Origin of the sequence: Pseudomonas sp. NPDC090233 (assembly GCF_044772285.1) — a bacterium.
GTDB lineage: Bacteria > Pseudomonadota > Gammaproteobacteria > Pseudomonadales > Pseudomonadaceae > Aquipseudomonas.
Genome location: NZ_JBIVYQ010000001.1, coordinates 745,865 through 760,301, shown reverse-complemented (window position 1 = coordinate 760,301; position 14,437 = coordinate 745,865). Strand labels below are relative to the sequence as shown.

At 63.7% G+C, this 14,437-nt stretch carries 8 protein-coding genes; 4 read left to right on the top strand and 4 right to left on the bottom strand.

Annotated features, from left to right (window positions below; genetic code table 11):
* Nucleotides 1-131 precede the first annotated feature (131 nt).
* The gene (locus ACIQUF_RS03605) at nt 132-6,482 is read right to left on the bottom strand and encodes an amino acid adenylation domain-containing protein (RefSeq protein WP_403128525.1); all 6,351 of its coding nucleotides are present in this window, start codon (nt 6,480-6,482) and stop codon (nt 132-134) included.
* A gap of 417 nt (nt 6,483-6,899) precedes the next feature.
* On the opposite strand from ACIQUF_RS03605, the gene ACIQUF_RS03600 reads away from it, so the two are divergent.
* The 4 genes from ACIQUF_RS03600 (at nt 6,900) to ACIQUF_RS03585 (ending at nt 12,432) form a co-directional block, all read left to right on the top strand.
* Complete coding sequence (locus ACIQUF_RS03600) at nt 6,900-7,667, top strand: helix-turn-helix transcriptional regulator (protein WP_403128522.1); 768 nt, start codon at nt 6,900-6,902, stop codon at nt 7,665-7,667.
* Nucleotides 7,668-7,684: 17 nt separating this feature from the next.
* Entirely contained in the window at nt 7,685-9,100 is a 1,416-nt protein-coding gene (locus ACIQUF_RS03595; RefSeq protein ID WP_403128520.1) for an efflux transporter outer membrane subunit, read from the top strand.
* Between the two features lie 91 nt (nt 9,101-9,191).
* Nucleotides 9,192-10,082, top strand: a complete 891-nt coding sequence (locus ACIQUF_RS03590) for a universal stress protein (RefSeq protein ID WP_403128517.1) — start codon at nt 9,192-9,194, stop codon at nt 10,080-10,082.
* A 214-nt stretch (nt 10,083-10,296) separates the two neighbouring features.
* Nucleotides 10,297-12,432 carry a TonB-dependent siderophore receptor gene (locus tag ACIQUF_RS03585; protein ID WP_403128514.1) on the top strand — a complete coding sequence of 712 codons (2,136 nt, stop codon included), beginning with the start codon at nt 10,297-10,299 and terminating at the stop codon, nt 12,430-12,432.
* Between the two features lie 30 nt (nt 12,433-12,462).
* Here ACIQUF_RS03585 and ACIQUF_RS03580 read toward each other — a convergent pair whose 3' ends face one another.
* The 3 genes from ACIQUF_RS03580 to ACIQUF_RS03570 form a co-directional block, all read right to left on the bottom strand.
* The gene (locus tag ACIQUF_RS03580) at nt 12,463-12,984 is read right to left on the bottom strand and encodes an acyloxyacyl hydrolase (protein WP_403128510.1); all 522 of its coding nucleotides are present in this window, start codon (nt 12,982-12,984) and stop codon (nt 12,463-12,465) included.
* A gap of 187 nt (nt 12,985-13,171) precedes the next feature.
* Nucleotides 13,172-13,918: a phytanoyl-CoA dioxygenase family protein gene (locus tag ACIQUF_RS03575; protein WP_403128507.1), complete on the bottom strand. Its 747-nt coding sequence runs from the start codon at nt 13,916-13,918 to the stop codon at nt 13,172-13,174.
* Nucleotides 13,919-13,966: 48 nt separating this feature from the next.
* On the bottom strand, nt 13,967-14,410 hold the full coding sequence (locus tag ACIQUF_RS03570) for a carboxypeptidase regulatory-like domain-containing protein (RefSeq protein WP_403128505.1): 444 nt from the start codon (nt 14,408-14,410) through the stop codon (nt 13,967-13,969).
* Nucleotides 14,411-14,437: the final 27 nt, after the last annotated feature.

The window sequence follows — 14,437 nt, the reverse complement described above, 5'->3', positions numbered from 1 at the left end:
CGGTAAGCATCCTGCTTTGCCTGGAAATAGGGATCGGAGACACGCTAAAGGATCGTGACCGGTCGGTCTGACATGGGAAGTGGGGACAGTGGCGGTGATTACCGGGGGCCGCCATAAGGCCCCCGGTCATTTCATATGCGCCTGCGCTTGCCCAGGCTTGGAATGGTGGTCTGTGGTATCACCACTTCAACCTGCTCGCGCCGGGTGCTGGCCGCCAATCCTGCCAGGGTCGGCTGGCTGAACAGGGTGCGCGCATCGACGTGCAACCCGGCCTGGCGCATGCGCGCCACCAGGCTGACAGCCAGCAGCGAATGGCCTCCCAGCTCGAAGAAGTTGTCTTCCCGCCCGACCCGTTCGATTTTCAGCACTTCGGTCCAGATGCCCGCCAGCGCCGCTTCGAGCTCGCCCTGCGGCGCCTGGTAGTCACGGCTGATCACCGCGTCCAGCCCCGGTGCCGGCAGCGCCCGGCGGTCGACCTTGCCGTTGGGGCTCAACGGCAATTGCGCCAGGGCGACGAACGCCTGGGGCACCATGTACTCGGGCATGCTTGCCAGCAGGTGGCTGCGCAGTACCTCAAGCGCGGGCGCAGGGCGGGTATCGCGACAGGTGAAATAGGCCACCAGGCGCTCTTCGCGCATCAGTACCACGCTTTGCCCGATGGATGGGTGCGATGCCAGCGCCGCTTCGATCTCGCCCAGTTCGACCCGCAACCCGCGCAGCTTGACCTGGAAGTCGTTACGGCCGACGAAGTCCAGCTCACCGTCCTGGCGGTAGCGCACCAGGTCACCGGTACGGTAAAGGCGATCGCCCCCGACGAAGGGGCTGGGTATGAAGCGTTCGGCCTGCAGCGCCGGCAACCCCAGGTAGCCACGCGCAACACCGACACCACCAATGTGCAACTGCCCCACTGCGCCAAGCGGCACCGGGCGATCGTGCTCATCAAGCACGTAAAGGCGGGTATTGGCGATGGGGCGGCCAATCGGCGGTGCCAGCGCAGGCAGCGGGTCATGCGCCTGCAGGGTCCAGGCGGTGCTGTCCACCGTCGCCTCGGTGGGGCCGTAGACGTTGTGCACGCGCACCTTGGGCAGGCGCTCGCGCACGCCGCGCAGCAGCGACAGGGTCAGCTCGCCGCCGCCACAGAAGATATCGGTCAGGCTGGTGCAGCGCTCGACATCGGGCTGGTCGAGGAACTGGTGCAACAGCGCTGGCACGAATTTCAGCGTGGTGACCTGTCGCGCCTGGATCAACGCGACCAGGTACGCCGGGTCGCGGTGGCCGTCGGGGCGCGCCAGGACCAGACGCAGGCCCGCGCACAGTGGCCAGAACAGCTCCCAAACCGAGCCGTCGAAACTGAACGGCGCCCGTTGCAACAGGGCATCCCCCGGCTGCGGCTGGCAGATCTGCGAGCCCCAGTGCATCAGGTTGCACAGGCCACGGTGTTCGATCATCACGCCCTTGGGCGTGCCAGTGGAGCCGGAGGTGTACATCACGTAGGCCAGTTGCGCAGGGCCCAGGCCCGGCACTGTCGGGTTTTCAGCGCTGCAGGCCTGCCAGTCGTCACGGTCCAGATCGAGGATCGGGGGCGATGCTGCGTCAAACAGGCCGAGGGTGGCGCCATGCACCAGCAGCACGGTCGGGGCGCTGTCCTCAAGCATGAAACGCAGGCGCTCCGCCGGATAGCCAGGGTCGAGCGGCACGTAGGCGCCACCGGCCTTGAGCACGCCGAGCAGCGCAACCAGCATCGACACGCCGCGTTCCACGCAAATGGCGACACGCAGGTCGGGGCCTACGCCCAGGGCAATCAGACGATGGGCCAGGCGGTTGGCCTGGGCATTGAGCGTCTGATAATCGAGGCTGGCATCATCGGCCTGCAGCGCGACGGCCAGGGGCGTTCGCCTCACTTGAGCCTCGAACAGCGCAGGCAGCGTGGTGCCTAGCGGGCTTTGTCGGTCTTCGGTCTGGTTGAAGGTGTGAAGCAGTCGCTGTAACTCATCGGCCGGCACGCTGCACAAGGCATGCAGCGGCTGGCTTTGAGCTTCGGCCTCTGCGAACTGACGCAAGGTCGCCAGCAAAAAGCCCAGTACCCGGGGGGCGCCGACTGCACGCGGGGCGCGCAAGGCAAGCTGCAGCGCCGCCCCGTCGTCATCCACGGTCAGCACTAGCCCATGGCTCACGACGTCACTGGCCGCGACCAGTTCCACTCCGGGGAGTACCTGCCCTTGTGGCAAGGCACCCTGGCGGTAGTTGATCAGGCTGTTGAACAGCGGTGTGGCGGCTGGAAGGCCGCTGCAGCGCTGGGCCAACAACAAGGGGGCGTCTTCGTGCCCGAGCAGGTCGGCCAGGCGTGCATGAGTCTGCACCAAGCCTTGACCCAGCGAGTGGCCAGCCAGGCGGACGCGTAACGGCAAGCTGTTGATGAACATACCCATGGCACGGTCGGCGCCCTTGCCGGCCATGGCCCGACCCAGAAGCACGGTGCCGATCACTACCTCATCACGGCCCGACAGGCTGCCCATTACCTGGGCCCAGGCCAGGTGCAGCAGGCTGGCGAGGCTCGCCCCGTTGTGCCGCGCCTGAGTACGCAGCCGGTCAGCCAGCCCGTCTTCGAGTGTCACGGCATGGATCTGCAAGTCGTGCTCGTCAACCGCCACACCACCAGGCCCGGCCACAGGCGCAGGGGGCTCTACCCCGGCCAGTTGCTCACGAAAGAATGCCTCATGACGGGCCTGGCGCTCGGCAGCGCCGCTGAGCGCCACATAGTCGCGGTACGGCACCGGCGGCGGCAACTGCTCTCCCTGCTCGTGCATAAAGGCTTCCAGTTCGCCGAGCAGCACCTGCAGTGACACCGCATCGTTGACAAGGTGGTGGAAGCGCAACAGTCCCAGCCAGCGCCCATGGCCCGCATCTTCGGCAGTGACCAAGGCCATCATCGGTGCCTGGCGCAGGTCCAACGGACGTTGTTGGGGATCGTAGGCCGCGCGCAACTGCGCCGCTATGTCAGACCCTGGCCGCTCGGCCACCCAGCTGTCTATCGGCAGGCGCGCCTGGCGCCAGACGACTTGTTGCGGCGAGTCCAGCCCCTCCCACAGCAGGCTGGTGCGCAATATGTCATGCCGCTCGATCACCCGTTGCAAGGCATCGGCAAAGGCTTGCAGCTGCGTGCGGTCGGCAAACGCGAACAGCGCCTGCTGCTGATAGGGGTCCTGGGCGTCGGTGACATGGTGGTACAACAAGCCTTGCTGCAAGGGCGCCAGCGGGTATATTTCCTGCACATTGCCTGCACCGCCCGGCACCGTTGCGACGATGCGCTCGATGGCCGCCGGGTCCAACTCGGTGAGTTTGAGCATTGCGGGGGTGATCTGCAGGCACCCTGGCGGCACACCATTGGCGGGCACCGTTGCAGCTTCGCCTACGACCACAGCAGCCGCCAGGCTGGCCAGGGTCGACTGGCCGAACAACACCTGCACATTGGCTTGCAGGCCGAGCTGGCGCATGCGCTCGATCAGTTGCACCGCCAACAGCGAATGACCTCCCAGCTCGAAGAAATGGTCCTGGCGCCCTACCCGCTCGACCTGCAGCAACTCGGCCCACAACAACGCCAGGCGCTGCTCGATTTCACCGACGGGCGCTTCGTGTTCGCGGCGCACCTTGGCCACTTCATCGGCCGCAGGCAAGGCGCGGCGGTCAAGCTTGCCGTTGGCGGTGAGCGGCCATTTGGCCAGGCTGACATAGGCGGTTGGCAGCAAGGCGGCGGGCAGCAGGTCACGCACATGCTCATGCAGCTCACGGGGCGTCACGGGCGCCTGGGCGATGAACCACGCCTGCAGTTGGCCGTCACGCAGCAGCACCACGCATTCACGCAGCGACGGGTGGCTGGCCAGGGCGGCCTCGATCTCGGCCAGCTCGATCCGCACGCCGCGTATCTTCACCTGGTCGTCGTTGCGGCCAAGGTATTCAAGGGTGCCGTCAGGCAGCCAGCGCACCAGGTCGCCGCTGCGGTACATGCGGGCCCCGGGCGCTGGGCTGTACGGGTCGTCGAGAAAGCGTTCGGCGGTCAGTTCGGGCCGGTTCAGGTAGCCACGCGCTACGCCGCTGCCGCCGATGTAAAGCTCGCCAGCTGCACCGATCGGCAACAACCGGCGTTGTTCGTCGAGCACATACAGCCGGGTATTGGCGACCGGCCCACCGATATGCAGCGGCCGGCCCGCCTCGACCACGCCCGAGGTGGCCACTACCGTGGCTTCCGTAGGGCCGTAGTTGTTGACCACCCGGTAGCGGCGCTCGCGCGCCAGGCGGCGCAGGCGGTCACCGCCGATCAAAAGGGTATGCAGGGTCGGGTGCAATTCGCCCTGGGCGAACGCATGTTCGGCCACCGGGGTCGGCAAGAAACTGACGTCCAGCGGCTGTGCCCGCCACCAGCGCAGCAAGGCGTCGATATCTTCGGCACCGTCGCGCACCGGTGCCAGGTGCAGGGTCGCGCCGCTGCACAAGGCAGGCCAGACCTCCCAGGCCATGGCATCGAAGCCGAAACCGGCCAGGCTCGACTGGTGACCGCCAGGCCCCAAGCCGAAGCTTTTACAGTGCCAATCGACCAGGTTGGCCAGCATTCGGTGCTCCACCATCACGCCCTTGGGCAGGCCGGTGGAGCCCGAGGTGTAGATGACATAGACCAGGTTGTGCGGCGCAAGCTGGGCCACTTCAGGCGCGTCATCGATTGCCTCGGCCCACGACAGGCGGTCCAGCTCAATCTGCGGCAGGCCGTGGGCAGGCAGGCGCTCACTCAACCGCGACTGGGTCAGCACCACCTGTGGCGCGCTGTCTTCAAGCAGATAGGCCAGGCGCTCTGGCGGGTGAGCGGGGTCGATCGGAACGTACGCGGCCCCTGCCTTGAGTACTGCCAGCAAGCCGACCAGGGTATCCAGGCCACGCTGGGCGACCACTGCAACACGCAGGTCAGGCCCCGCGCCCAACGTGATCAAGTGCCGCGCCAGGGCGTTGGCTCGCCGGTTCAATTCGCCGTAGCTCAGGCTGCTGCTTTCAAACTGAGCGGCGAGCGCCTGAGGCCTGGCCGTGGCGTGGGCCTCGATGCGGCGATGGATCAGCAGCTCACCCTGCTGCGCGGTCTCGGCAGCACTGTTCCACTGCTGCAGTCGTATGTGTTCGCTGGCCGTCGGCAGGTCGAGAGTGCCAATACTCAAGCCAGGCTGCCGCAACCCTTGCTCAAGTACATGCAACAGCCGCGAGGCCAGTGCGTCGACCTCGTCGGCGCTGAACCAGGCACGGCTGTATACCAGGTGCAGGCGAGCCTGGCCGCTGTGGCTGTTGCTGCGCAGATGGACGCTCAGCGGCGTGGGTTCGTGGCCGTTGCAGACCATCACGGTGTGCCCGCGGGTGTCGCCGAAGCGCAGCTCGTTGTCGTCTTCCTCATACGACACCATTAGCTCGAACAGCTGCGGGCGTTCTTCACGCAGCGCGCCGAGCGCCCGGTTCAGCTCGCTGAGGGCGAAACGTTGATGACGAAAATCCTGCTTGAGGGCATCACGGATACCCTGTACCAGTTCGGCGAATGTGCGGCTGCGGCCGAAGTCCATGCGCAAGGCGCTGACCTGGGTGAACAGCCCCAGGGTCGATTTCAAACGGGCATTGCCACGGTTGCGCACCGGCAGGCCCACCACCCACTCGTCGCGCTGCCAGGTGCGCACGCAGCATACGTGCATCGCGGCCAGCAGCACGTGAAAGGCCGAGGCTTGCAGGTCCGCTCCCAGTTGCCGCATCCGCTCAAGCAAGTCGACATCGAAAGGGAGTTCGATGGCGGCACTCGGCTCGCCAGTCAGCGCCGTGCCACGCTCGCGTGGTACCAGCAGCGCATCGGGCAGTTGCTGGTATTTAGCCAGCCAGTAGTCGCGGTCACGGCCATGGCGAGGAGAGGCCTGGTACTGGGCGTCATCGTCGATGAACTCACGATAGGACGGCGCCGTGGCAGTTAACGGCAGACCCTGTCCCAGCAGCTCATAGGCATCGGCGAGCTGCTTGAACCATAAGTCCACGCCCCAGCCATCGAGAATCAGATGATGCGCCTGCAGGGCGAGCAAACAGCGCTGATCTTCCAGCCAGATCAGCTGCGCGCCCCACAAGGCTTCGCCCTCCAAGGTAAATACCTTTTGCATCTGGGCCTTGAGTAGACCCCGTGCGGCGTCCATGGGGGCGGCGGAACCACGGACGTCGTGCTCGATCAGCGCAACCGTCAGGTTTTCGGCAAAACGCTGGCGTGGCATCTCCTGCCCGCTCACCAGCACGGTGCGCAGGCCGTCATGCAGGGCCACCATGTGCGTCAGGGCCGCACGCAGCCGCACCACATCCACCGCCCCGTGCAGCTCGACATAAGCGCCGATGTTGTACAGCGGCGAGTCCCCGTGGCGAATCTGGTCGAGCCAGATATCGCGCTGGGCAACGGTCAGGGCAAAGGTTTCGACGGCAGGCATGAGCGGGCAGGTCCTTCTGGTTGATCATCCGCGGATTCAAGCACTGCCACCCCACCCTGTATGGCCCCTGAAACCCGGACACTCCCCAGGCCCGTCCTCGTCGGCTGAAAAGCATGTAGGACATTTGCCATTGGCAGCAGCCCAAGATGGCCTACGCCCGGCCTCATCTTTCGGGATTCGCCGCGAACTGACAGGCTTATGACGCCAATTCGTTAGCTAGCTGTCGAGAAAGCCATTGTCCTATCGAACCCGTATCGCCTTGTCCCGCAGTGATTGCTGGCATTTTCTGTCCCGGTTTTCCATTACAGACTCAGCCACCCGGTCGAGATTGAATATCGCCATCTGACCGCACCCCGCCCGGAGAACTCAAACGCGAGACCACCCGCCGTAACGTTTTGAATCAAGGACGAAAGGACTATGAAGCTGACCGCCAGCCTCGAACACCGCCCTGACCCTCAGCTGTATCTGCAACTGGGTGAACTGATCGCCAGCAGCGGCGCCAATGGCTTCGCCGAGCAGATGTTTCACCTGGTCGATGCCCAGGTGCCAGTCCACAGGCTCGAACTCAGCGAATGGACCCTCGACCCGCGCCAGACCAGTATCAGCCGCATCAAGCTGCTGGGCAGCGCTGGCGCCGAGCCGCCGCCAAGTGCAGACGCCCTGCGCCATCCGTTGCTGCAAAGCATCATCCAGATGAAAGACCCCCTGTTGATCGAGTTCAAGGCGCCAGCAAACGCCCACCACAGTGCCCACCAATGCCACCTGGTTTCCCGCAGTGGCGACCGCCGCTGGGTCATCTGCTTCCATCGCCTGCCCACCCAACGGGCCTTCACCCTGGCTGAACTGTCGCAGCTCAAGACCCTTTCCGACACCTTGCTGCCGCTGGTCGAACACCATGGGCAACGGCTGGGTCAGAGTGTCCAGCGCAGCGGCTCGCCTGTTTCGGACCTGGACAATGGTTCGCTGCGACATTCCTTCACTGAACGTCTCGCCCAAGAGGCGGTAAAACTCTCGAGCCGCGAACAGGAAGTCTGCCTGGGCCTGCTGACAGGTGGCACCGTGCCGGAGATGGCGCAACGATTGAACGTCAAGAACAGCTCGATCGAAACTTACCTCAAGCGCGCCACCGCCAAGCTGAGAGTCAGTGGCCGCCACGGCCTGGCGAAATGGATGGCAGGCGCCTGACCGTGCGAGTACCGGTAATGCCCCGTCATGCCCTTACCCTCTGCGCCGCACTGCTGTGCGGCTGTTCCCTGATACCCGACTATCAACGCCCGGCGCTCCCCGTCACCGAGCAGTTCCCGCAAGGGCCGGCCTACCAGGGCGACTTGCAAGCGCGCAGGCCGGCGCAGGACTGGCGACAGGTATTTCAGGACCCTGTGCTGCGGCAGTTGATCGACGCCTCCCTGGCCAACAACCGTGACCTGCGCACGGCGATGCTGAACGTCGAGGCCTACCGAGCCCAGTACCGTATCCAACGCGCAGAGCTGCTGCCCAAGGTCAGCGCCGACGCACAGGGCCAGCGTCAGTACCTGCCGCGCAGCATGACCGGTACCGAACAGGGCGTGATCTCTTCGACCTATGCCGCAACCCTGGGCGTCAGCGCCTACGAGCTGGACCTGTTCGGCCGACTGCGCAGCCTCAGCGACCAGGCGCTGCTCACCTACCTGGCCAGCGAACAGGCCCAACGCAGTACCCAGTTGAGCCTGGTTGCGAGCGTGGCCAGCGTTTACCTGACCTGGCGCGCCGACCAGGAGTTGCTGGCGCTGTCGCTGGACACCCTGGCCGCCGACGAACGCAGCCTGCGCCTGACCGTCAACCAGCGCCGCGCCGGCACCGTGTCTGCGCTGGACCAGATTCAGGCACGCACCAGTGTCGACAGCACCCGCGCCGCCGTGGCGCGCTACAAACGCCAGGTGGCCGAGGATCTCAATCAGCTGACCTTGCTGGTGGGCGAACCGATTGACGAGGGCCTGGCCGCCCTGCCCCTGGCCGATGAACAGATCGCCGGTCTCCCCGCCGGCCTGCCCTCCGATCTGCTGCGCCGCCGACCGGATATTCTTCAGGCCGAATACCAGCTGCAGGCGGCCAATGCCAACATTGGCGCTGCGCGAGCGGCATTCTTCCCCAGCATCAGCCTGACCGCCAACGCCGGCAGCACCAGCCCGCAGCTCGATGGCCTGTTCGATGCAGGTACCGGCACCTGGCTGTTCCAACCCCAGATCAGCCTGCCGATCTTCACTGCCGGCAGTCTGCGTGCCAGCCTGGACTATGCGCAGTTGCAGAAGGACATTCAGGTGGCCCAATACGAAAAAGCCATCCAGAGCGCGTTCCAGGAAGTTGCCGACGGTCTGGCGGCGCGCGCTACCTATCAACGGCAGCTGCAGGCCCAGCGCGATCTGGTGGCGTCGAACCAGCGTTACTACAACCTGGCCGAGCACCGCTACCGCATTGGCGTGGACAGCAGCCTGACGTTCCTCGATGCGCAGCGCTCGCTGTTCAGTGCGCAGCAGGGGTTGATCGGTGACCGACTGGCGCAGTTGGTGGCAGAGGTGAACCTCTATGCGGCGTTGGGTGGGGGGTGGCAGGAAGCTGAGATATCCAGCACACCACTCTGATGGATCGCAGCGCCCGCCGTTACGGGTCTAGACTGAACGGACAAGATCAACAGGCATGAACCGGGGGGCTGCCCACACGTGGAGGTGTGCGATGAGCCAGTTCAAGCGTTTGTTCGTCATGCTCGGCCCGCAGATGCGTTTCACGCCGGCGCTGCAGCGCGCGGCGGCATTGGCTGAATCCAGCGGCGCACTGCTGGATATCAATGTATTCGTCGACGACGTCGACACGTTCGGCCTGATGAGCGACGGCCGCGAACGGGAGCGGCTACTGGCCGACAACCGTCAATGGCTGGCCGACGCCGCCGAGCAGTTGCGCACTGCCGGCCTGGATGTGTCCACCGAACTGCTGCTGACGCGCGACCCGCTGGGCAGCGTGATCGAACGCATCGAGCAACAGGGCTGCGACCTGCTGGTCAAGGACGTGCAGCATGAGCCGGTGCTCAAGCGCCTGCTAGTCACGCCGCTGGACTGGCAACTGCTCAAGGACAGCCCGGTGGCCGTGCACTTGGTCAGCGACATTCGCCTGCCCCTGCCACGGCAGATCGCTGCGGCGGTAGACCTCAACAGCCTAGGTGCTGGCGAACACCTCGACGAGCAGGTGATTCATTGCGCCCACGCCCTGGCCCTGCAATGCAACGCCGAGCTGCACCTGATGCATGTGTGCGATGCGGCGAAGACTCACATCGCCGACTTCGGCGCCGGCACGGTGACCATGCCCGGTTTCGAAGGCAGCGTGCGCACTGCGCAGCGGGCTGCGTTCAATCGCCTGGGCGACCATCATCAAATCCCCCTGGAGCGCCGACACTTCCTTGAAGGCGCCGCCATTCGGGCGATTGCCCAGTTCGTCAGCCACAGCCGGGTGGATGTGATCGTGATGGGCAGCCACCGGCATGACGCCATGCAGACTTTCCTCGGTGGGACCACGGCGCATGTCGTGGAGCATCCGCTGTGCAATGTGCTGGCGATCAAAAGACTGGGTTGAGTTCAAAGTCAGATTTTCCCGCTGGTATACCAACATGGCTCACGCAGTAGGGTCCCAGCGGGATTGGCCTTGCCGAGGACTCGGCAAACGCAGAGAACCATATGGTATCTGGCACACCAGTGCTATTCAAAAAGAATGCATTTGATAATGATTCGTAGTACTTTCGCGACGCTTACCACCCTTCCCTAGTGCCTACCTCAGGATCGTACCGTCGATGCGTCGCACATTCGTTTCGCTTTGTGTGCTTCATGCTGTCTCCCCGCTGGCCTTCGCCGAGCCCGAAACGCTCAGTGACCCTGCCCAGATCGAACTCCAGGCCTTGAGTATCACCAGCAGTGCCGACAGCGAACGCGCCGATGGCCCGGTCGACGGCTATAAGGCCAACCGCTCGGCCAGTGCCACGCGCACCGACACCGCCCTTCACGAGACGCCGCAGTCGATCAGCGTGGTGCCCAAGGACGTGCTCGAAGACATCGGCGCCACGCGCCTGCAGGATGGCCTGGACTACGCTGGCGGCGTTGGGCGCGCCAACAACTTCGGGGGCCAGGGCCTGACCACCTTCACCGTGCGTGGTTTCACCACCGGTGAGTTCTACCGCAACGGCTTCCCGATCAACCGTGGCTACCCCAATGCACCGGATGCCAACAGCGTCGAGCGCCTGGAAGTCATTCGCGGCCCGGCCACCAGCCTGTATGGCCGTGGCGACCCCGGCGGAACCTTCAACGTGGTTAGCAAGCAGCCGCTGAGTGAGCCCAAAGTGACCCTCGGCAGCCAGCTCGACGACCAGGGCATGCACCGGGCTACCTTGGATGCCACCGGTCCGCTCAACCAGGACGGCTCGCTCGCCTACCGTCTGAACGTGCTGGGTGAAGGCGGCGACAGCTTCCGCGACGACGTCGAAAGTGAACGTTACGACGTTGCGCCCGTGCTCAGCTGGCAGGTCAACGGCGCGACCAAGGTCGTCTTCGAAGGCGACTTCATGCGCAACAATCACCCGCTCGACCGCGGCCTGACCCGCCTGCCCGGCCAGCGCGGCACAGCCTCGCGCGACACCAACATCTGGGAAAAAGGCAGCGACAACCTGTTGCACAACGACAACGACATGGCGCAGTTGCGCTTCGAGCATGCGCTCAACGACGACTGGACCCTCGCCGGGGGCATGCAGTGGCTGGACGGTTCGCTCAAGGGTAATGCCGTCGAAGCCAATGGCCTGCAAGCGGACGGCCGAACCCTGGGGCGCAACTTCAACTACCGCAAGCTGGAGTGGACTGACCGCGACTATCAGCTGAACCTTACCGGCCATTTCGACACAGGCGGCTTCTCTCACACGTTGCTAACCGGCATCGAGTACGAGGACTACGACTACAACTCAATTATCCAGCGCTCAGCCGCCGGCAGCGGTGCCTACCCGATCGATATCTTCGACCCGGTTCTGGGCCAGCCTCGCCCTGCCCTGACCCGCACCACCACCCATGACCAGGAAAACCTCAAGACCTGGGCAGCCTTCGTGCAGGATCAGGTAGCCGTCACCGACCGCTTGAAAGCCCTCGCAGGTGTGCGCTTCGAGCGTTACGAGCATGACTACGACAACAAGCTGAACAATGCCGGCGATTTCAGCAAAGGCGAAAACGGCGTGACGCCACGCTTCGGCCTGCTCTACGAGCTCACCGATACACTGGCCGTGTATGCCAACACCGCACGCTCGTTCAAGCCCAACAGTGGCGCCAGCCTTCAAGGCACCGGTTTCGACCCGGAGAAAGGCAAGTCATACGAGTTGGGGGTGAAATGGGAAGCACTGGATCGTCAACTGAGTATCGATGCCGCGATTTACCACATCGTCAAGGAGAACGTGCTGACCCGCGATCCTAACGATCCGAGCGGCACCTACAGCATCGCGGCCGGTGAAGTACGTAGCCGTGGCCTGGACATCAACATTGCCGGCAACCTGACCCCCGAATGGCGAGTGATCGGTGGCTATGCCTATGTCGACGCCGAGGTCACCAAGGACAACACCGTGCCCTCCGGCACCCGCCTGGCGAACATTCCTCGCAACAGCTTCAGCCTGCTGAACACCTACGAGTTCCAGGATGGCATGGCCAAGGGGCTGGGCCTGGGACTTGGGGTGAAGTACATCGATGACCGTGCCGGTCAGACCGCAACGACCACCTTCACCATGGCGCGCTACAGCGTCGTCGACCTGCTCAGCTTCTACAAGGTCAACGAGCATGTGCGGCTGAACCTGGATCTGAAGAACGTGTTCAACAAGGGCTATGACGAGGGCGCGTTCAATACCTACGTCTACCCGGGCGCACCGCGCACAGTGCAGGCCGGGGTTTCTTACACGTTCTAAGCGACGGGGCCGCCCAGCGGCCCCATGACTTCAGAAGCCCTTGCTGTAGAACAGCGAGTACGACTCGATGCCGTCGTTCGGTTGCTTGATGCCGGCGTTCGAGTAGTGCATGGCGCGAATGCCGACTTTTTGCTCACCTGGTAGCTTCAGGCCAAAGCCGATGCGGTCCTCGAAGTTGAAAGCGGAGCCCATGCGCTGATCGCCGACGTCAGTCTTGGAGAACGCCGCCAGGCCGATACCGGCCTCAATGTAGGGGGTGTAGGTGAAGCCGCTGAACTCGTAAGTGAATACTGGGCTGAACGACAGCGAATGTGCGCCGCTGGCGTCACCCCCTTCCCAGTAGGTGTAGGCTGCATCCCAATAGCCACTCACGTAACCGGTGCTGCTTTCCAGCCATTTCTTGTCCCAGTCGAAGGACAGGCCGATACGGTAGGTCATATCCCCTTGACCAGTAGCGCCCACGGCGCCCGAAATCTGCGCGGCCTGGGCCAGGTTGGCCCCGGCAACAGCCAATGCGGCAGCCGCCAATACAGTGGCGAGACGGGTTTTCATCGATGACTTCTCCTGATGGTCAACACGGGCAAGCGGAGGCTTTTCGCCTCTCGATTTTTACGGTGGCCGATGCATCCAATCGGTCACACGAGGTAATACTTTTCTGATTATTGTCCAGATAAACAGAAAGATGAAAGTTAATTGCCACTAATGGCTAATTAGTCCGTGCACGGCCGCAACGAAAATCTCAGTCGTATTCCGCCTCTGCATGCTCGCCAAGCAGGCGCCGCTGCCTGGGCGTGGCCGCCTCAAGCACGTGTGGATTGAACTGCCATCTCAAGTAGGGCGTAAATTTTTGCGCCACCATTCGCCGTCCATAGTGCACCTGCAACATGTCGCGTTGGCGGGCAGCGCTACAGTTGGGCCCTCCGCGGTGCCAGATATCACTGCGAAATATCAGCACATCACCAGCCAGGCAGAGAATCGGCTCCTCTGCGCGCCCCCGCCACTGCGTTTCTCCAGCCTCTGGCGCCCTTGCCGCTCGGTGGCTGCCGGGCACAATCCAGGTTGGCCCAATGCTTTGATCGATGTCACTGAGGTACAGCTGCGCCGTGAGGATCTGGATGGGTAGACTGAAATCGCTGCGTTCGTGAACCCAGTCCGGTAACGCCATGGGCAGGTGATCCAGATGCATATCCATCCCTGGGTAGCCCGGATGGCTGCGCCAGGCGGTCTGGCCGATCACATGGCAATCATCGCCAAGGGCCGCCTCGGCCAGGGCGACGAGAGGTGGAAGATCTAGAAATGGCAGCCACAGCGGATTGCGATTGAAGACACATTTGTAGTGTTCCAGCAGCCCCTGGTAATCCCAATGAATCGGCTTCAGATCATCGATCGCGCAGCGCAGCAAAGCGATGCGCAACGGTTCGAGTACGTTCGGGAGCATCACATACCCTTGATCGTCTAAAGCTTGCAGCTGAGTTTCCAGATTCATGGCTAAGCACCTGCGGAGTACGGATGTACTCCGCCCTGTAGCAGTCAATCAACGCCAGTTGAGATTCACCGTGACTGGCGCTGTGCCATTCACCGTCGTCTGCTGCCGAACCGTACTGCCCTCAGCCTGACCGATGACCGTGTACTGGCCTGGCGGTAGCTGAACATAGAGCAAGGGCCCGACATCCTGCACGCTGAGCACCGGCTCGCCCTGTGCATTCTGAATATCCACCGAGGCACCGCTCTGGAATTTGCCTTCCGGCCCGGTCGAAAGTTCGACGTGCAGGTCATAGCCTGTGGTCTTGCGCAGAGCATTGGCTTCATCCTGGCCGATACCGCCCTGCAGGTAACGAATGCCGTTCTGCTCTTGAGGTTGCAGCTGCACGGCCTGCATGTCGATGGGGGCATTCAGGTCCGCGGCGGCGGCGAGCGTCCAGGGAAACACCAGCGCGAGCATCAGCGTCGCGCCCAAGGCATAGTGATGATTGCGCATGATTTGCCCCTCCTTGTGGGGATGGCT